This is a genomic window from Prevotella sp. TCVGH, assembly GCF_023522295.1.
GTDB lineage: Bacteria > Bacteroidota > Bacteroidia > Bacteroidales > Bacteroidaceae > Prevotella > Prevotella timonensis.
The window spans coordinates 1-20,364 of the sequence record NZ_QFFX01000049.1 but is presented as its reverse complement, the minus strand read 5'-3'; the positions used below and the strand labels follow the sequence as shown (position 1 = coordinate 20,364).

The window sequence follows — 20,364 nt, the reverse complement described above, 5'->3', positions numbered from 1 at the left end:
CCAAAAGGGCTGACACCTCGTGAGAAGTGTCAGCCCTAAATTATTTTGTTTAATAAAGTTTTACCGGACAGCAATAAATATAAAAAGTCCTGCAGCAAGAAAACCGCAGGACCCAAATTTTAGTTGTCGTTGATTACCAGTTGTCATTCTCGTTTCCAACCAAGCCATGCTTGGCCGCTTCCTCAATCTTGTCGAGCAATACATTTGAGTAAGCGTAAGACATCACAAGTGCCTTGCTTGAAGTTTTCTTGGCATGATGCCCATCCTTCTCAGCGAAGGGATAGCACTGATCAAGCAGCCATTTCTCTTCTACCTTTGTGGGTATAGATCCTGCGAGAGCACCAATGATTCCACCTCCGGCAAGTACGATCACATCATAATGGTCGATAGAGTAAGTAACTCTTATCTTGCCTTCCTTGATATCTACCCTGATAACAGGCTTGATGCTTACGTTGTAAGAGTTCGTGCCGCCAGCATGACCGGCAATGTCGGCCATATAGCCCGACGCAATGATGACGCCGCTCTCCTTGTCGTTCAGCTTGATTACAGAGTTGGCATCGTTGAAAGTTGCGGTAAACCAGTAGTTAAGGTTTACATAAAGCTGCTCTGCAGTCTGTCCATCACAAGGGATGACTTGAACGAAGGTCATGGCTTTATTTTTGTCAAGCTCAATACCCTTTGAGATATTGACAGCTGCTTCCGTCCATTTGTCGCCATACTTCTCTTTGGCATATTTCTCCAATTCGTCCACACGCATGATCTGTGCATTTGCACATACTGTTGCCATAACAAAGGCAATCATCAATAAAATTTTCTTCATAACTGATTAGTATTAAAATTAGAATCCTATTTTTTCTATATGCAAAATAAACACAAAACAACGCAACCATTCTGCATTATTCCACGAAAAATCAGGCTCACATAGAAGAGTGGACAATTTTGTCTGCTAAAATAAAAAAAAGAGGAATATTCCACATTATTGATAATAGAAGGGAGATTGTCTCGAAAAAATCATTATATTTGCACTGTAAGCATTTTAATTACTAAGTGGTGAGTAAATCGTGAGGAATAAAAGTTCCCTTTTATTCCCGAGATGTAGCCGATATTATCTAAACAGTATGGCAAAAGACATTAACCGGATTAAGGTCGTACTTGTTGAGCACAAACGCACCAACAAGTGGCTCGCCGAACAGTTGGGCGTCAATCCGACTACCGTTTCCAAGTGGTGTACCAATACGAGCCAACCGACTATAGAGACATTTATTCAGATTGCGAAAATACTGAATGTAGAGGTTCAGGAACTGCTCGTAAAAGACCCTTCGCATGCCAAAACCACAGAAGTGTCGCAACCATGCTGAACAACTGCATGAAAGTGTTTTAACTTTGCTAACAGAAAGAAACAAGATATGACAGAACAAGAGTTGGCGTCCGTGATATGGGACATTAAGGAAATTATACGAGGTCTGTACGACGATGCAGAAGTGGAGGACGTTATTTTGCCATTCACCCTGTTGCGCCGTTTAGACTGTGTGCTCGACGAGAAGCGCGAAGCCATCATGGAGGAATTAGGCAAGATTCCTGCCGATGCGCCGGAGAAGATGAAGAAAATAAAGCTGATGAGCATTCTCCGCAAGAATAACCTAACCTTCTTCAATACCTCCGGCCTCTCCATGGAGAAAATGCTGGCAGCCCCAGCGCAGATTGCCACCTCGTTTGATTATTACCTTAATTCTTTTACCGACAACGTGCGCGATATTCTTGCCAACTTCGTGCATAAGCAGGATGCCGGAGAGCACCTGGACCTGAGCGACATCTATCGCCGGCTGGCTGAGAACAACAAACTGTTTTCGGTGTGTCAGATGTTTGTGCAGCGTGCCGACCTGCACCCCGACAAGGTGAGCAACGCCATGATGGGTACGGTGTTCGAGAATGTGATACGCCGTTCTAAGGAGTCGAGTAACACCAAGGCCGGGCAGTTCTACACGCCCCGCGACATTGTGCAGCTGCTTGTGGCTCTCACCATCAGCGGGCACGAGGATGAGCTCTACATTCCCGGACGCATCTTTTCTATCTACGACCCCTGTTGTGGTACGGGCGGCATGCTCACTGTGGGCAAGAAATATCTCCAGACACTGGCACGCAACCCAGACCTGAAAGTGCAGCTCTTCGGACAGGAACTCAACGACAAAACATACGCCATCTGCAAGGCCGATTTGCTGATGAAGGGCGACGACCACAACATTGGGCAGCAGCTGTTCAGGGGCAACACCTTCAGCGACGACCATCTCTATGGCCGCACGTTCAACTTTATGCTTGCCAACCCTCCTTTTGGGGTGGATTGGGGTAAAGACGAACACGTGAAAGCGTGTGTGCAAAAGGACAATGCCCCAGGCCGACGCTTCGAGGCAGGACTGCCCACCACCAGAGACGGTTCCTTGCTCTTCCTGATGCACATGGTGGCGAAGATGGACGGGGAGAACGGGTCGCGCATCGGCATCGTGCTCAACGGCTCCCCGCTCTTCAACGGTGATGCGGGCTCCGGCTGGAGCAATATCCGCAAGATGCTGCTCGACCGCAACCTGCTCGATTGCATCGTGGCACTGCCGGGCGACCTGTTCTACGGCACAGGCATCAGCACCTATCTGTGGATTTTGGACAACAAACGCCCCGAGGAAAAACTCGGAAAGGTGCTCTTCATCGACGCTTCGCATAAGCACGAGTATGCCCGTCTGCTACAAACCAACCTTGGCAAGAAGCGTTACGACATCAGCGAGGAAGGCGCCAAGGACATTCTCGAGATATACAAGGAATATCAGAGCATAAGCCGCGACATCCTCAATGAGAGCACGGGCGAGATGGAGCGTCTGGAGGTTGCCAAGAAGATGGACTACGATGATTTCCTTTATACCAAGGTGGCTGTGCGTCGCCCCATGCGCTGTTGGTTTGAAAATATAACAGACAAGTACCGGCAGATGGTGGCCACAGAAGGTTTCAAACCCAATGACAAGAAAAACCTCATCTATAAGACCGTTGCCGCGCTTGACGGCATTGACGGGAAGCGCAGCGACACCGAGTTCTTCGCCTTTCTGAAAAGCAAGAAATGCAAGCCTTCGACTGCCGAGATAAAAGCCCTGCGCAATGCGTGGGGCGACGTGAGCGAGGATGCCCCCGAAGTGTTCAACAATCCTTACAAGGCGGACAGTGGCTATCTGGAGGACGGCAACCTCAACGATACCGAGAATATTCCCTTCAAGCAGGACATCGATGAATACTTTGAGCGCGAGGTGCTGGCTTTCACGCCCGATGCATGGATGGACAGGACGAAAGACAAGGTGGGGTGTGAGTTCCCCTTCACCAAGCTGTTTTACGTCTATCGCCCCATGCGCGACCTCGATGCCATCCTTGCCGACATCAGGCGGCTTGATGAGGAGGCAGAGGAAGAACTGGAAAGCATTCAGATATAAGTGGTGGCATGAAAAGATACGAGGAATATAAAGAGAGCGGAGTAAAGTGGATAGGGAAAGTGCCGAGCCACTGGGAAGATTGTAAGATAAAATTCATAGCTTCTTGCAACGATGATGTTCTATCTGAAAAGACAAATACTACAGAAATTATTGATTATGTTGAAATAGGAGATGTGGTATATGGGCAAGGAATAACAAACTCCACACAATACGAATTTGCAGATGCTCCTTCTCGAGCAAGGAGAATTACAAAAAAGGGGGATATTATAGTTTCAACTGTCAGAACATATCTAAAGGCAATTGCTCCTATTGACGCCATAGAACCTATTGTTTCAACTGGATTCGCGGTTATTCGACCACGTAAAATTGATAGCCTTTTTGCTGCGTACACTTTTACATCAGATTTTTTCGTAGAAAAAGTTGAATCTCTGTCAGTTGGTGTAAGCTATCCAGCTATCAACGCAAGTCAAATAGTCAACATCAAAATTCCATGTCCCCCTCTCTCTGAGCAGCGCGCCATCGCCTCCTATCTCGACGCCGAGACCTCCAAGATTGATGCCCGCATTGCTAAGCGTCGACGACAAATAGAACTTCTCCAGGAGTATAAGCAAGCCCTCATCACCGTTGCCGTAACAGGAAAGATTGATGTGAGGGGAATAAATTCATAACAACGCAGAATTACTGCATAGTTAATAACTATCTTTGCAACAGAAGAATAAAAGAGTTTTGATATGAACTACAATCTGAACGAAACTTCCTTTGAGGAACACATTGCCGGGCAGCTGGCAGGCAGCGATCTTTATAATCAGCGTAGCAGCAGCGACTTTGACATCGGAAATCTCTGCGACCGAGAGATGCTAGAGTTGTTTCTCCGCCAGCAACCCGCCGCATGGGAGATGCTGCATCGCTCGTTCCCAGGACGGGAAACCGACAAGGTGGTGGAGGAACTCAATCGCCAGATAAACCGGGGCGAGAGCTTATTGACCTTGTTTCGTAAAGACATTAAAATAAAAGGTAAAAAGATTAAGTTTGCACAGTTTAAGCCGGTATTGGTTGGCACAGAGAGTGCGGCGTATCAACTCTATCGTGCCAATAGATTCAGCATTGTGCGCCAGATGCGTTACAGCACGGCAAACAGCGACAAGGGCAACGAACTGGATATGTGTATCCTGCTCAACGGACTGCCGCTGTTCACCTTCGAGCTGAAGAACGAGGGTACGGGACAGAACTATACCAACGGCATCTACCAGTACCGGTACGACCGCAACCCAGAGAACCGCATGCTGAAGCATTGTTTGGTGCATTTCGTGATGGACAACAACTATGTGTTTATGACCACACGGTTGAAGGGTGCGGAAACAAAGTTCCTGCCCTTCAATCAAGACAGCGTTAATCCACCTGTAGAGGGCGAATACCCAGTGGCCTATATGTGGCAAAACATTCTACAGGCCGACAGCATACTCGACCTGCTGGAGAACTTCATCAAGCGATATAACGATGAAGACGGAAAGCCCATGGTAATATTCCCTCGCTTCCACCAGCTTCGAGCCGTGAGGAAACTCCGGCAGAAGGTGCGCGCGGAAGGTGCCGGGCACAACTATCTCGTGTGGCACTCCGCCGGTTCGGGTAAGACAAAGACCATGGCGTGGCTGGCTCACCAGTTGGCCAATATGACCCATGCTGACCATAGCCCCATATTCGACAGCATCATCATGGTGACCGACCGCATTGTGCTCAACCGCAATATGGCTGAAGATGTGGTGAACTTCGAGGATGTGGTGGGCACCGTGAAAGACGTGCGCCGTGGCAGCAAGAACCTTGCAACAGCCATCGACGAGGGACACCGCATCATCATCAGCACCGTGCAGAAGTTTGCCTACGCCCTGAATACCCTGAAGCGCGAGAAGCACCGCAAGTATGCCGTCATCGTGGACGAGGCGCATACCGCCATCGGTAACGAGAGCGCCAAGGACCTGGTGAACGCACTGAGCACCGATGAAGACCTGAAGAACATTCCCGACTTCAACCCCGACGAGTTTGAGGACGAGATGGATGCCTTCATGGCTTATCAGCAGATTATGCGCCGCTCCATGCACCACATGAGTTACTTCGCCTTCACCGCCACGCCAAAGGATAAAACCTTTGTGCTCTATGGCGACGAGAATCATAAGGAGCACGATCTCTACTCCATGAAGCAGGCCATCGACGAGAAGTTCATCCTCGACGTGCTGCAAAACTATGTGTCCTATCAGACCATGTTCGAGCTCATAGAGACCACCAACGACCCGGAAGAGAAGAAGAAACTTTTTGAGGAGAAAAAGTCGCTGGCTCTCATCTATGGCGAACTGAACAAGAACTCCTATGTCATGTTGCGCAAGGCAACCATGATTGTAGACCACTTCATGAAGCACACCATTGGCAAGATAGGCGGTGAGGCCAAGGCTATGGTGGTGTGTGACTCGCGTCGTGCCGCCGCCGACTATAAACGCATCATCGACAAGGTTATCGAGCAGAACTACAACGGTGTCATCAAGACGCTGGTGGCTTTCTCTGGTGAGGTAGAAGACAGTCATGGCACGCGATGCACGGAAGCTGGCATGAATGATGACGGTGTGCATGATGACGGCATACGTATTAAGTTCAAGGAGAACGATTATAAGATACTGATTGTCGCCAACAAGTTTCAGACGGGCTTCGACCAGCCGCTGCTACATACGATGTTCGTTGATCGCACGCTCGGTGGCATACAGTGCATTCAGACGCTGAGCCGCCTGAACCGTTGCTGTCCGGGCAAGGAAAACACTATGGTGATAGACTTCCGCAACAAGCCTGAAGACGTGAAGAATACCTTCCAGCGTTACTACACCGACATAGAACTACTTGGCGAGGTGGACACGCAGCGCATGTACACGATGATGGACGATGTGAACCGTTGGCGGGTGTTCAGCGAGGATGACGTAAAGCGCGTGGTGACAATGCTCCAAAAGAAAGAAACCGCCGTGGGTGTACCCTCACTCCTGAGAACCATCGTGACGGATCGCGTGAGTCCCATGTCGGATGAAGAGAAGGACCGCTATCGCAAATATGTGAACCGCTACGTGCGTCAGTATGGCTTCATGGCACAGCTGATGGATTTTGTAGATCCCGACTTAGAGAAGTTCTATGTGTTCTGCCGCGTATTCTACAAATACCTGCCCTATACCAAGGAGACTCTGCCTATGGAGATTCTCGACAGGATAGATCTGGATAAACTCCGCATTCAGCTGAAGTTTGACGGACAGTTGGAACTGGAAGACGAGGAACAACAGATGACGTCGAGCCGTATTGGTGAAGTGGGACAAAAGCAGGAAGACGAGAAAAAAACGATAGCCGAGATTCTCGATATAGCCAACAGCCCGTTTCAAAACCTGCTCAACGAGAACGATAAGATTCTGAAACAGATTTGGATTGACATTCTTCAAGACTCTGATGTGACCGATGCTTTCTCTGCCGGAAACTCATACGATGCACTGATAGCACTCGTCAAGGAGAAATTCGATGAAAAGGTGGCCGACCAGATAGAGAAGTATTACAACTTCCAGGAGGAACTGGAGAAGAACCAGTCGTTCTCGATGATGCTTATCCGAAAGTTTGTAGACGCACTGGCTATGAGAAGCCATAAGGCTACCAACCTGCCCTACGTGGAAGGCGAACTGAAGGAAGCCATCATTGCCAGCCTCAGTCAGGAGTTTGAAGATGTGTGCAGCCACATACGCTCATTTGATGAGTTTGTAGATGTATTTTTCTCCGTGCTGAACCGTAGCAGCCTGCCTTCTCTCGATGGTGCCGACGGAATCATTAAGAACGCACTGAACAACATCTATCGCAACGACCACCTGCAGACAGTCGACAAACATATCTATTTTAACAGCTTGCTTTCTAAATATGAGAGCTATCTGAAGAAACTTTATTATCTCTGTCATAGCGAAGAAGTGCCTACTCCTACGGGCTCCACCGACAATTCTACATTGGCCAATGCCATTTATGGATTTAAGTGTCTGTGGGACCTCAGGTATGCCACGTCCGCAGAGGGCAAGCGTTTCAGCGGCTATCTGGACATGGTGCGTCAGTGGCGTAACGATGAAGCACATCGTGCGCCCATCACAACCGACGAAGAGGTGAACGCAGCCATCAAGGTGCTCGTGGCCATGTACTTGTTTGTGACAGGAAACTCGATAACCGATTTGGAGATGCAGGAGAGTGCTGGAACCTCTACTGGCAAGCAAATCTCTGATTCCCATGCCCAAGTTTACGAAGCATTCGAGGAAGACAACCTTGGATATTCTGTAGCCGCAGAGCCTGGACCAGGAGAAGAATAATTTTTAATGCATTGTGAGCTTTAAGGTTTAAAAGGTATAGGATAACAAATTTAGAGGATTTATGGAACATACGGCACTCTATCAAATTATGGTAAGAAATGGAGGGAAATTTAAATTTCCTCTATGGAAACTTCATGTACAAGAACAAGAATACAATGACTTGAAAGAGACGTTAAGTGCAGCATATTTTAGAGGCAATTTAGATTCTTATACCAGAGAAGCAGCTCTTTTTTATGCAGAGTGGTGGCGTAGAGAATATGACGGAGGTTTTCCAAGTAAGGAGAGAGTTGCTCGTGCTGTTGGTATAGACGATTCTGAGTTGCTATTTAAGCTGGCAAAGCAAGCAATGCATGAATGGAAGTGCAAGGTTTATGGTGTTAATCGTCACATGTACTTCTATTCATTGTTGCTACAAGGTGGTTTACCTATGAAGCAAATACAAAGTTCATGGGGAAACTACACGAACTTCTTAGAGCATGCCATGATGGAATTGATAACTCGGGGTGTTTCCAATTGGGAAGACACGTCTATTTTCGAGACCTTGGATTGTGTTAAATACTTACCAAAGTCATTCCAGAATGAGTGTATCTATAGTGTAAGCATGCAGGTAGTAAGGTCTATTGTCGAAGATAAATCAGACATTCTCCCTTATGATATAAAAGAAGAGCGATTTAAGAAACTGAATACCAGTCTACAAAAGATATACTCTCATCGTAGGAAATCAAATCCAATAGCTTTTTCATGGTCCTTGAAAATATCCGATGAAAAAGCCTATCTCCTCTATAGCTTGAATACGCAAAATAGCCTACGTTCCGATGTATTGTCCATAGAATCTTCTGTCTATAGATTTGAAATACATGTTTCCGGCAAATTTGTGGCACGGTATGCAAGAGTTGAACATAATGAAGATTATTCGCTATACACCTGCGTAAGCAAAGATAGTGTTGTCTTTGAATGGTTGGGAGAGCAGTTTGTTCCCGTGAAATTATTATTGGATAATGGAGAAGATAGGCTAATTACGGTTAGTAATTGTTATGCACCAGACTTTTCAATCCCACAGACATTCATAAAGAATGGTGATGATTATGTACAATATGGTACATCTGATACAAATAACATTATCATTTTTGATGACGAATGGAGTGTAATTGATGGTCAAACAAGTAGGGGCATCACTTTGTTAGATAAAAAATACTTCTATGTCGTCTTCAATGATACGATACGTTTGCAGAATATGCAAGGAAAAATCATGACCTATGATAATATTTTTTCTACATACCATGCGGAATATCGTTACAATATAGCATCTTGGTGTCTGAATAGCACAGAGAATTTCCTTACATCAGTTCCTTTAATCAATGTTTTTAATGAAAATGGCGAGAATTGTACTCATGATGTCGAAAAATATTATAGGACAAGAGGCACCGGATGTGGATGGCAACCCCTGAAAGAACTTGAAGGGAGCATTCCTCAAAGTATACAAATTCGAGTGAAATTTCCTGATGGAAGGGAAGAAATTCGTTCTTTCTTCTATTTGGGTGATGTAAAGTATATTACATCAGATGCTACTCTTTACGATGCCGATATTAAATGGGAAAATGGTAGCAATATCAGAATCTCTTGTTTAGATTTGGAAGGAGTTGATGTAACATCAAATGGGAGAAGTTCTTTTCACCTACATCGAACAGAAGACAATATTATTTTCCCTTCTGTTTGTACCTTCGTCATCTTTGCCCCTGCTTGTCCTCCAACAAAATTAGCAATTTCTTCACCTTTTAAAGGATTGGCTATCCTCGATAGTGAGGGAAAAGAAGCTGTTAATGGTACAATGCTTTGTACCCAAAATTTATATAATTATAAAATTTTTGCACAAGGCATTGGGGATATAATTATCAAACTAAGCTACATTAGCGATGATATAGAAGATACAAAATCATTAGAAATTCATCGTCCTTCAAATGGAATCATGTCTTTGAGCGACATAAACGATCTACTTGACAGATTGTTTATGCTTTATGAAAGGCGTGCCTTTAACCGAAGTTCGTTTGTAATGGTTACTATAAAAGGATCTTATGGAAGTTACAAGAAATCATTTAGAGTTCGTCATTATTCATTGGATACGAAAATGATATACCCAGACTCATGTGTTGTAATGGATATAGATGATAATCCTGACGATGATGTATTTACACGTCCACAGAATTATTCTGGGCGACTGTTGGCTTGTATCGTTGGTCAACAATCAAATGCTTTGGAAGTATTACCTTTGCGTGAAACAACAGATTCTACGAAGTTTGAATTTCCCAATCCTGACATAGCCAATCAATTCATAGTGTTCTCTGACAAGTATGACAGAGACAGAGTTATTCCCCGATACTACAACTTAGAAGTTCCAGATCTTACTGTGGCGCAACGAATTGCCATCAGAAGAGCCCGGCTAAAAGAATATGAGAATGTATTGGATTCCACTTCTTTATCCAGTGAAAAATGGGACGAAGTGTTTCAATGTTATAAAGTTGTCACTGAAAACAATCTCGTCTTTTCTACATTTGATAGCTTCATTAGTATTGCTAAAAGTCCTAAGCTCATTGCCAAATTTGTGCTTGGTCTTTGCTATAATGGGTATAGCGGCAACTGTATCTCCGATTTTAACCGATATGCAGGCGAACTTGCCTTCTCTTTGCATTGGATCCAGCCTGAGATATGGATAGGTGTTCTTCAATCTATCAACACTCTGGGTGAAATGGAGCAAAAATATCTGATGAATGATGTCGTTAAGTTTATGACAGATGTTTTTAAGACAGAATTGTATCAAGGGAAAGCAAATGAGTTTTCATCATTCCTTATGTCAAATAAAATAGAAGCACAAGGAACATTTTATCCTTCAGATTTACGTGAATATAAAGCAAGTATTCATGGTGTATCTGATACAGGCCAGGATCTGCCAACAACAAAAATAGTTTTGAGCAAATATATTTTTCCGGAATTCTCTATAGATACTCTGCCATGGCAAAAGGTTGCAATGTTATGTCCTGTAAAGATAGCTGAACTTCTGACAGAGAACATTGATAATGGGAATTTCTGGGAAGATGAGAATGAAGAGTTAAGACGGGTTATTAATTTTTACCGTATTTATGCTACGAAGACATATTCAAGGATTCTAATTAAGGCACTCTCAATATATACAAATTTATAACGATATGGAGTATTCTAAGTTTTATAAGGATGCTAACCGAATCATGGTTAATACTTTACTGTCCATTTGGTTCAAAGGGAAAGGCAAGGAGCAAAATTATTTGCGTGAAATCTTGACAAAACGTGAGCCATTGATGTCGGAGCCTATCTTCCAAACGGTATTTCCATGGGAGCAGTCAACTGAAAGTTTTTCTGACCATGCGTCAAAGTTGAAGATATTAGGCGAGAAATTCGTAAAAGCAATTTCTGATGAACGTCTGACCGGTGAGGAACAGAACTTTCCTGCAGAGCGTCGCCCCTATCTTCATCAAACGAAGAGCTGGGATAGTATGCTTAACAAACACAAAACAATTGTGGTTACAACCGGCACTGGCTCAGGAAAGACAGAGTGCTTTATGATACCTGTTCTTCAAGACTTATATCGACAGCGGGTTAAGGATCCACTCGATAGTGGGGTTCAAGCAATCTTTATATACCCGCTAAATGCTTTGATGAAAAGTCAGCAAAAACGTATTAATGCGTGGTGTAAAGCCCTTGATCCAAACATCACCTATGCCATTTACAATGGTGATACAGATAATCTTGAGAAGAAAGAACCGAATATCAAAGAAAGCGAGCGTATAAGTAAAGCCCTACCGGAATTGGTGTACCGCCAGCAAATCAGAAGTACACCTCCACAGATCATGTTTACAAATCCAACAATGTTGAATTATATGTTAGTTCGCCAAGAGGATCAGCCTATAATTCAAAAATCTCGCGGTAAACTCCGTTGGATTTTACTTGACGAGGCTCATTCATATTCAGGTTCTGCCGCTTCGGAATTAGCTCTTCAAATTCGGCGAATAATAGATGCATTCGGCCAAACAGTTGATGATGTGAATTTCGCCGTAACATCTGCAACAATTGGTGATACATCTGATCCTGCAATTAAGTTGAAGTTGAAAACCTTTGTTCATAGACTTACAGGAAAGTCTATTGATACAATAGAAGTAATTGATGGTAAACGAATTATTCCTGAATTAGATAAAGAGCAGGCTGATAGAGACATAGAAGATATTAATGATATGATTGGGGATAGTAGCCTCAATTTCAAAACTGTAGAACAACTGCGTCGGAAGATAAACGATTCAAATGGGCTCACAACGTCTCAATTGACATGTTTTATGTCTCCATCGGCAACCATAGATGAACGCTTGAAGGTTATAGATAAACTTAGCGAGGCTATGATACCTACTCGTGCCCACTTCTTTATACGATCAATTAATGGGGTTTACGTTTGTACTAATCCTGACTGCAACCGTGACAAGGATATACGCCCTTCATTGGGCAGTATGACAACTTACCAAAGTAATGTTTGTCCTGATAAAGATTGTAGGCAACCTATGATTGAGGTTGCTACTTGTCCACAATGTGGGCAAGTACTTGTTGTTGGCGAAGAAAATGTTGCGACAGGAAAAGATGACTATGGAAAAATCCGCATGAAGACTATTGACAAATCTTTGGAGCAAAATATCTTCGGTCAAGATATAGAAGATGATAATCTGGACGATTATGGGACAGATGCCGTAAGTACGACACCAGATGTGTACGAAGGTTTTGTCTTTGCAAAAGTCGATGATAATATCTATGTAGATCCTGAACATGTACAATTCGCTAACTTAAAAAATGGAAGGCTAAAGGCTGATGACAAACAAACAGAAGATTCCTTTTCTTTTGTTAGGGAGTCAGGTGGATACCGTTGCCCACATTGTGGAAAAGGGGTTTCCAACGGAGTATCTTTACGGGCGAGTTCGTCTTTTCTGAGTCGAATTCTGGCTTCTCCACTTCTAGACGCAACAGACCCAGCGAAAGATAATCATGATACAGAAGTAACATACGGTGGGCGCAAATATCTGTCTTTTATGGATAATCGTCAAGGCTCAGCTAAGGTTGCCATGTCTATTAATCAGGATGTTGAGCGTAACTGGATAAGAACTGCTATTTATCATACTCTCCTGAATCTGTCTGCACCCAAACAGCCCACAGATGATATTCGAGACATGATTAAGGATACAGAGCATAAGTTATCTGTCGGAGAGAAAGTACCTGGATATTTGATGAATATGTACAAGGAAGCCGTAGCGTCGTCTGAGGTAATATACAAGTCGTTTGGATGGAATGAGGTCAAGCGAAGCCCGACACTTCAAGATTCTCAGCTTAGATTATTATTCTCACACCTGATGAACTTAAGCAAAAGGAATTTCAATAATAAGGGGAATTACATAGATGCTATGTTCTTAGACCAATTTGGCTGGATACCAAAATATGGAAACTCCTTAGAAAATATGGAATTGGTAAGATTAGTTTACCCTACTATCTCAAATGCTCATGTCCCACCGTGTGCTGGCGATAAGTTTACGGATAAAGACTGGCAAGATTTCTTGGTCATTTGTGTTGATTATTTTATTAGAGCGGGCAGGCACTATTTCATACCAGCAGAACTTAGCCATTATCTCACTCAGCAGATTAGGGCAAACGCAGTTTACCCTTCAGATTGTACTTTGACATATAAAAGTAAACAGGGTAATGTTGTTGATGTCAAAAAATGGATACCAGGAGTAAAACTAGTCGGTGAAAAAGGGAAAAAGCAGCATCGAATAATACTTCTACTCTGTGCGGCATTAGGTTATTCTGGTGAATTAAATCAAGAGCAAGAGAATACAATCAATCAACTTTTGAAAGAGGCTTGGAAATTCTTGACAGAATATGTGCTGGAAAAGGTCGATAGTGAAAATGATGGATATGTCATCAATCTCATGGACGAGAATAAAGTTCGGCTTCAACTTATAAAGCAAGCATGGGTATGCCCTATAGATAATGTTCCTGTTACAACTATTTTGAAAGGATATAGTCCCCGTATAACAGGTATGTTGGCAAACTCTACTTTTGCACATTATAAAGTAAAAGATGATGCCCAAATCACAATGCCTTATTTTCCTTTTGCTTGTCACAGAAAAACAGAAGGAGATAAGACCACTGACGTTTCTGACGAGGAAATAATTGCTTGGGTTAATAAAAATTTAAATGATATTGGAGAAAAAGGATTGCTCTCCAATCTACATGAGTCCATCTTCTTATATCGCCCGATATTTATGGCAGCAGAACATTCTGCACAAATAGATCATCCAACATTAAGTAAATATGAGCAGGCATTCAATGCAGGTCATATTAATATTCTTTCGTGTTCGACTACGATGGAAATGGGTGTTGACATAGGAGGTATTGGTGAAGTCGTGATGAATAATGTTCCACCAAAGCCATCAAATTATCAACAAAGAGCTGGCCGCGCAGGAAGAAGAAATGAGACAAAGTCAATGGCAGTAACATTCTGTGCACCTACCCCAATAGGTACATCAACATGGAATGCTCCCATGTCGATGCTATCTCACGATAATGAATTGCCAACATTAAAGTTTGAAAGTCAGCAACTTGTACAGCGGCATGTAAACTCATTGCTGCTTACAGATTTTGTGCAACAGAATATTAGGAATAGTGTTAAAGTTACTACGAAATTAAGAGAATTCTTTGATAACACTCCTAGTAGATATGATGCTTTTTCAGATTATCTGTATCGTATAGCTAATGGTATGGATAATAAAATGAATAATTCATATATAGCATTAACTCGTGGTACTGTTTTTGAAAATAAAACTGAGTTAAAAGATGCTGCTGTAAATGCTCTTTTCAAACTTCAATACATAAAGAAAACCTATGAAAATAGATTGAGTGCCTATGAAATGCAGCTAAAAGATGCAATCGGGCGTCAACAGAAGGCTATAGAAAATGCATTAAGCAATTATAAGGATAGCTTTCTGCTTGGTTATTTAGCAGAAAATGGGTTTATTCCAAGTGCAGGAATGCCAACAGGGTTAGTTCCTTTTACGAAGGAAGTTTATTCAATGCACAATGATTGGTACAAAGATGGTGGTAGCCATAGAGATATTACCCAGCATCTTAGCCAAGCTATTTCAATGTATTCCCCCGGACGACAAGTTGTTATAAATGAATTAGCATACCGGTCTGAAGGTATATATCTTAAAACGGATTATAATAAAGCTGGGAGGTTTGCATTACAAAGATGTAGCCATTGTGGTTTTGCTACAATTGCCCCTACATCTGTTGGTGATGAATGTCCCGTATGCCATCACCATGAAATGCATGGATTAAAAGATGTATATGGCAAGTTATCTCCATTTACAGAAGTAATAGAGCCTGCGGGATTTACGGTTGCATTTACATCGGCACCCAAAAGAAAAATAGAAGATGCAGGAACTGCTATTACCCAGCCTTTGCTGTTAGAAATGCAGCCCTGGAGAACTGAAGGAACGAACAATGCCAAGGTACTTATGAGAAAAGGGTCTGAGAAGTCCAAAATTCTATTCTACAATTATGGGGCTGGTACAGGCTTCGCACTTTGTAGCCACTGTGGTAGGATGGTAACAGAAGACCCTTCAAATGACCATCCTTTATCAAACCATATTAGTCTTTTGGATAATACAAGGTGTGTTGGAAATGAGCGTGACAATATAAGACGTCATGTTCTATTAACAGCAGAATATCCAACTGATATAGTAGAGATGAAGTTTTATGATAAAGATAAGCAAGATATTAAAGACATCTCCACTTTATATTCACTTGGTACAGTTATAACACAAGAGTTATCAAAATACCTTGGTGTTCGTGATGATGAAATATCTTTCGGATATAATCAGGACTACAGCTCTATTTTTATCTTTGACACTGCACTTGGCGGTGCAGGCTATTCCGTGCACCTGCCTGAATATAAGAATATCATATTTGAGAATGCATTAACAGCACTTGAATCTTGTAATTGCGAAAAGGCATGTCTGAAATGCCTTATAAATAGGCGTACTCAATGGTATTCTAATTATTTAGATCGCTATAAAGCTATTGAATGGTTGAAGATGGAAAGAAAGAGCCGCACTGCTCCAAAAGAAATTAAAGCTATTTTTGATGATGCAGTAACAATGACTGGTGACTTCGTTTCAGAAATTAGCCGTCTTGATTCTGATGATAATATCGAGTCTGTAACTGTTTTTGTTGATCCTAACGTTAATGAGTGGGAAGATGACGAATTTCCCCTAGCAGCTTCACTATTCAACAGGCATTTTACCACAAATTTGGTTTCTAATAAAAAGATGCTAGAAGCTCTAAGAGTTAGCCCTAACAAGATAGCTTTGTTGGGAACTATCTATAAAAGGGGTATTAAGACAACCGACTTGAATGCACAACCATATAAGCCACTTATGATAGTAAAACTCATGGATGGCTCGTTACGGTTATATTTCATGCTAAAAGGCTCAATTGCTTATAATGAACATTGGGGAGAATGTGAAAATATATATTATACTTCACATGAGATATGTTTTAATACATTCGATATCGAACTTGACACAACCCTCTCACAAGGGGATAATATTACAAGTCTTATTTGGCTGAAAGATGACGCATGCCAAATTAGTGATTTACTTAGTCTATTGACTAAACAATATGAGGAAAAATGGTCTGCAATAAAATCCTTTGTTGAAGGAAAATATGTGGACGTTTCCTATAATGAAAAATATTTAAACACGCCATTAGGCTGCATGATTCTAGCAAATATGGTTAAGGCTATCCCTAATGTACTTGGAGTAAAGCTTGGCACTGTAGAATGTTATTTCCCAAAGCGGCTCAACAATTCCAATAACTGGGGAAACCGACTTATGGATAACTTCTATGATGCTGCAGAAAGAAATGATTATCTTACTGCATGTATTGACCAATTAGTTAATAAAAATGTTCAGATTACTATGCTAGAAAAACAGCCACATTTTCGTTGGATAGGCCTAAAAGGTCCAGACTTCACACTTTCTATTTATCCAGATGGCGGTATAGCTAATGGTTGGAAGTTACGCTATAATGACAGTCAAAAGAAATATGACGACGTAAAGTATCATGAAAACTTAATGCTTTTCAATGTGAACACACATGTGGGCATCCAATATATTATTGACTTTCACAAGTCTAATGATAATGGTTAAAAGTTTTCAACAATGCAGAATGGCTGCGTTATTGCACACTAACTTTGCATCGAATATTAAATCATAGTGGGATTATGGCAACCAATAAGAATGCACAGATAAGATATCATGCACTTGACAGATGTCTTAGCAACTGGAGTCGCCGTTACTATATTGGCGACTTGGTGGATGCCTGCAATGATGCACTTTACCTTTATAATGGTGAAGGGACAAAGGGTGCAGGCGTCAGGAAACGTCAGGTGCAGGAGGACTTGAAGTTTATGCAGAGCGAGGAAGGCTACAGCATGATGATTGACACTATACGCGACGGTCACCGGGTGTACTATCGCTACCACCATCGCAATGACTCTATCAGCGAACGGCCTTTCAATCAGGAGGAACAAAATATCGTATCAGATGCCCTGATGTTGCTCAAGCGTTTTGAGGGCGTGCCACAGTTCGATTGGCTGATGGATATTGACAAGAAACTGTACTCCACCAGTCAGCTTGGCAAGGAAGTGCGTTCGGTTGTCAGTTTTCAACATAACCCCTACCTGAAAGGAATGGACAAGGATTACTACAAGCAGATTTTCGATGCCATTGTCAATAAGCAAGCCTTGGAGATTTGTTACCATCCTTTTGGAAAAGATGCCAAAGAGCTGGTAGTGAGCCCTTATCATTTGAAGCAATATAATAACAGGTGGTTTCTCATAGGCAAGCAGAGTGATTATGACGGATTAACCAACTATGCCATTGACAGGATAGACGGGGCCAAGGAACTTGGCCGCAAGAATTTTGAGCCACTTGATGAAGATTTCAACTTCGATGAGTTTTTCGAGGATGTCATTGGCGTGTCTGTTGAAGATGTGCCGGTCGAGGATGTGGTTATCTATGTCAACGAAAAGGCCTTCAACTATATCTATACCAAGCCTCTCCATGAATCGCAGGTGGCAAGAAACGAACGAGCTGAAGATGGGAGGCGTATCATAACTCTTCAGGTAAAAGATAATTATGAACTTAGGGCGCTGCTCCGCTCCTTCGGTAGCCAGATAGAGGTGATAAAGCCTACCTCTCTACGTGAAAAGATGAAAGAAGAGGCTGATGCGCTTAGTAAAATGTACGCTGATTAATAAATATTCAGAAGAGCGCAGAATGTCTGCACTGTTAGTTTATACCTTTGCATTGTAATTATAAATAAGTTTGTTTATGAGCGAAATTAAATGTCCTAAATGTGGTGCGATTTTCACCGTTGATGAAGCTGACTATGCTGCAATCCTTAACCAGGTAAAGAACGATGCCTTTGATGCTGAGGTAAGTAAAAGACTTGCTGAACTTCATCAACAGCAAAAGGTTGAGCAGGCTGCCGTCATTCTAAAAACCGAACAAGGCTATAAGGATAAGCTGTCGGCTAAGGATACGGTCATTGCCGGCAAAGATACTGAGATTGCAAAGCTCAACGAGCGCCTGAACAGTATTGCACAGGCTAAGCAACTCGAAATGAAGGAGCAGATGTCTGATAAGGAAACAGAGATTACTCGCCTTCAAGAGCAAATCACAAATTTGCAGAATAGCAAACAGATGGAGATTGACAACAAGGTGGCAGAGAAGGACAGGCGAATACTTGAACTGGAAGCGTCGTTGCAGCAGAAAGTGAAAGACCAGGAACTGGCCGTGATGCAGGAGAAGACCGCTCAACAGGATGCTATCCAGCAGAAGCAACAGCGTATCACGGAGTTGGAAGCCAAACTCACAGAGAATGAGGCAAAAGCTACGCTCAACGAGAAAAACATGAAAGACTATTACGAGCGTAGCCTGAAAGACAAAGACGAAGAGATAGAACGCTATAAAGATTTCAAGATTCGCCAATCAACCAAGATGATTGGTGAGGATTTGGAGATACATTGTCATACCGAGTTTGACAATGCACGGTCGCTCGGACTGTACCCCAATGCCTATTTTGAGAAGGATAATGATGCCAGCAACGGAAGCAAGGGTGACTTTATTTTCCGCGACTATGACGATAATACGGAGTATATATCTATCATGTTTGAGATGAAAAACGAGGCCGACACAACATCTACCAAACATAAGAATGAAGACTTCTTTGCCAAGCTGGACAAAGACCGAACTGCAAAAGGATGTGAATATGCCGTGCTCGTTAGCATGCTGGAGCCAGAGAGCGAACTATATAATAATGGTATAGTAGATGTGAGCCACCGTTACCCGAAGATGTTCGTCATCCGCCCACAGTTCTTTATGCCCATCATTTCGCTATTGGCCAAGGCTTCGAGAAAAGCCGTGGATTATAAGCGGCAGCTGGCTATCGCCCGCAACCAGTCGGTTGATGTGACTAACTTTGAAACAAAGCTCAATGAGTTCCGCAACGGTTTCAGTCGTAACTATGAACTGGCAAGCAAGAAGTTTTACATGGCTATTGACCAAATCGACGAATCCATCAAGCATCTACAGAAGGTACGTGAAGCCTTGGTCGGCTCTAAAGACAATCTTCGTTTAGCCAACAAGAAAGCTGACGAGTTGACGATTAAAAAGCTGACATATAACAACCCAACAATGAAGCAGAAATTCGACGAGGCAAGGATGAAGGCTGATGATGCGCAGGAGGAATAGTTCATTAAAAAAGTCAGGTATTCTCATCGTTTGAGAATACCTGCACAACAAAATGGTTATGATTTACGATGGTTGGCTAAAAATCCAGGACTGGCTGCACGAACGTAGTCTCATCTATGAAAAATATTCCAAAAGGATACCGAAAAAATCTGATGCTGTAAAAATCGACTTCCAAAACTTACAATACGGCTGGCTTGAGATGATCTTCAATATTAATGGACAAAGGCAACTCATGATACCATTAAGTGATTTATACAATCCGCTTAAAGACATTGTGCAGTGGTTGGAGGCTATTATAGATTTAGGGAATAGAAACCCTTATTACGAGCAGACATTACATATTGACAGCGAAGGATCTCATGCTTTAATGCTCTTAGGTCATGTGAATAACAGCGCTATTTATTGTCTATTGTTCGAACAGAGATGACAAAGAGAAGACAGTAGCAGCAATTTGTTCTCCCATTGATTTAGTTTGCAATATCTATATCCCGAGACCTCTGCAAAACCTTACCCCATTCTCTATTATTCTTGTTTTTGAGCACTATTGGCTCACCCGCAGTCAATATTTTTGATTTTTAGGCTATATATGCTCTATTTCATCTCATATTCTCCCCTTATTTGAGAGAATTAGACACAATTATCCCTGGAGTTCGATATAAA

At 42.6% G+C, this 20,364-nt stretch carries 10 protein-coding genes; 9 read left to right on the top strand and 1 reads right to left on the bottom strand.

The annotated features are described in order from the left end of the window. Nucleotides 1-133: 133 nt before the first annotated feature. Entirely contained in the window at nt 134-820 is a 687-nt protein-coding gene (locus tag DEM91_RS09330) for a DUF4468 domain-containing protein (RefSeq protein WP_249858739.1), read from the bottom strand. A 298-nt stretch (nt 821-1,118) separates the two neighbouring features. Between DEM91_RS09330 and DEM91_RS09325 the strand changes: the two genes are divergently transcribed. From DEM91_RS09325 to DEM91_RS09285, 9 genes are all read left to right on the top strand, one after another. Then, nucleotides 1,119-1,358, top strand: coding sequence for a helix-turn-helix transcriptional regulator (locus DEM91_RS09325; protein ID WP_249858738.1), 240 nt, complete (start codon nt 1,119-1,121; stop codon nt 1,356-1,358). Between the two features lie 48 nt (nt 1,359-1,406). Continuing rightward, nucleotides 1,407-3,464, top strand: coding sequence for a class I SAM-dependent DNA methyltransferase (locus DEM91_RS09320; protein ID WP_249858737.1), 2,058 nt, complete (start codon nt 1,407-1,409; stop codon nt 3,462-3,464). An 8-nt stretch (nt 3,465-3,472) separates the two neighbouring features. Continuing rightward, a complete protein-coding gene (locus tag DEM91_RS09315) occupies nt 3,473-4,132 on the top strand; it encodes a restriction endonuclease subunit S (RefSeq protein WP_249858736.1) in 660 nt (219 codons plus the stop codon). 63 nt (nt 4,133-4,195) lie between these two features. Next, a complete protein-coding gene (locus DEM91_RS09310; protein WP_249858735.1) occupies nt 4,196-7,822 on the top strand; it encodes a type I restriction endonuclease subunit R in 3,627 nt (1,208 codons plus the stop codon). A gap of 61 nt (nt 7,823-7,883) precedes the next feature. Further along, nucleotides 7,884-11,018, top strand: a complete 3,135-nt coding sequence (locus tag DEM91_RS09305; protein WP_249858734.1) for a hypothetical protein — start codon at nt 7,884-7,886, stop codon at nt 11,016-11,018. A gap of 4 nt (nt 11,019-11,022) precedes the next feature. Then, nucleotides 11,023-17,097 carry a DEAD/DEAH box helicase gene (locus DEM91_RS09300; RefSeq protein ID WP_249858733.1) on the top strand — a complete coding sequence of 2,025 codons (6,075 nt, stop codon included), beginning with the start codon at nt 11,023-11,025 and terminating at the stop codon, nt 17,095-17,097. A 74-nt stretch (nt 17,098-17,171) separates the two neighbouring features. Then, nucleotides 17,172-18,206 (top strand): helix-turn-helix transcriptional regulator, encoded by a 1,035-nt coding sequence (locus DEM91_RS09295; RefSeq protein ID WP_249858732.1) that lies wholly within the window; start codon nt 17,172-17,174, stop codon nt 18,204-18,206. Between the two features lie 76 nt (nt 18,207-18,282). Continuing rightward, entirely contained in the window at nt 18,283-19,704 is a 1,422-nt protein-coding gene (locus tag DEM91_RS09290) for a DUF2130 domain-containing protein (RefSeq protein ID WP_249858731.1), read from the top strand. Between the two features lie 58 nt (nt 19,705-19,762). Continuing rightward, a complete protein-coding gene (locus tag DEM91_RS09285) occupies nt 19,763-20,131 on the top strand; it encodes a hypothetical protein (RefSeq protein ID WP_249858730.1) in 369 nt (122 codons plus the stop codon). The last annotated feature ends 233 nt before the right edge of the window (nt 20,132-20,364 follow it).

Bases quoted from the DNA above. Each gene is read 5' to 3' on its own strand.
- DEM91_RS09330 (WP_249858739.1), bottom strand. From the start codon at position 820: ATGAAGAAAATTTTATTGATGATTGCCTTTGTTATGGCAACAGTATGT.
- DEM91_RS09325 (WP_249858738.1), top strand. From the start codon at position 1,119: ATGGCAAAAGACATTAACCGGATTAAGGTCGTACTTGTTGAGCACAAA.
- DEM91_RS09320 (WP_249858737.1), top strand. From the start codon at position 1,407: ATGACAGAACAAGAGTTGGCGTCCGTGATATGGGACATTAAGGAAATT.
- DEM91_RS09315 (WP_249858736.1), top strand. From the start codon at position 3,473: ATGAAAAGATACGAGGAATATAAAGAGAGCGGAGTAAAGTGGATAGGG.
- DEM91_RS09310 (WP_249858735.1), top strand. From the start codon at position 4,196: ATGAACTACAATCTGAACGAAACTTCCTTTGAGGAACACATTGCCGGG.
- DEM91_RS09305 (WP_249858734.1), top strand. From the start codon at position 7,884: ATGGAACATACGGCACTCTATCAAATTATGGTAAGAAATGGAGGGAAA.
- DEM91_RS09300 (WP_249858733.1), top strand. From the start codon at position 11,023: ATGGAGTATTCTAAGTTTTATAAGGATGCTAACCGAATCATGGTTAAT.
- DEM91_RS09295 (WP_249858732.1), top strand. From the start codon at position 17,172: ATGGCAACCAATAAGAATGCACAGATAAGATATCATGCACTTGACAGA.
- DEM91_RS09290 (WP_249858731.1), top strand. From the start codon at position 18,283: ATGAGCGAAATTAAATGTCCTAAATGTGGTGCGATTTTCACCGTTGAT.
- DEM91_RS09285 (WP_249858730.1), top strand. From the start codon at position 19,763: ATGATTTACGATGGTTGGCTAAAAATCCAGGACTGGCTGCACGAACGT.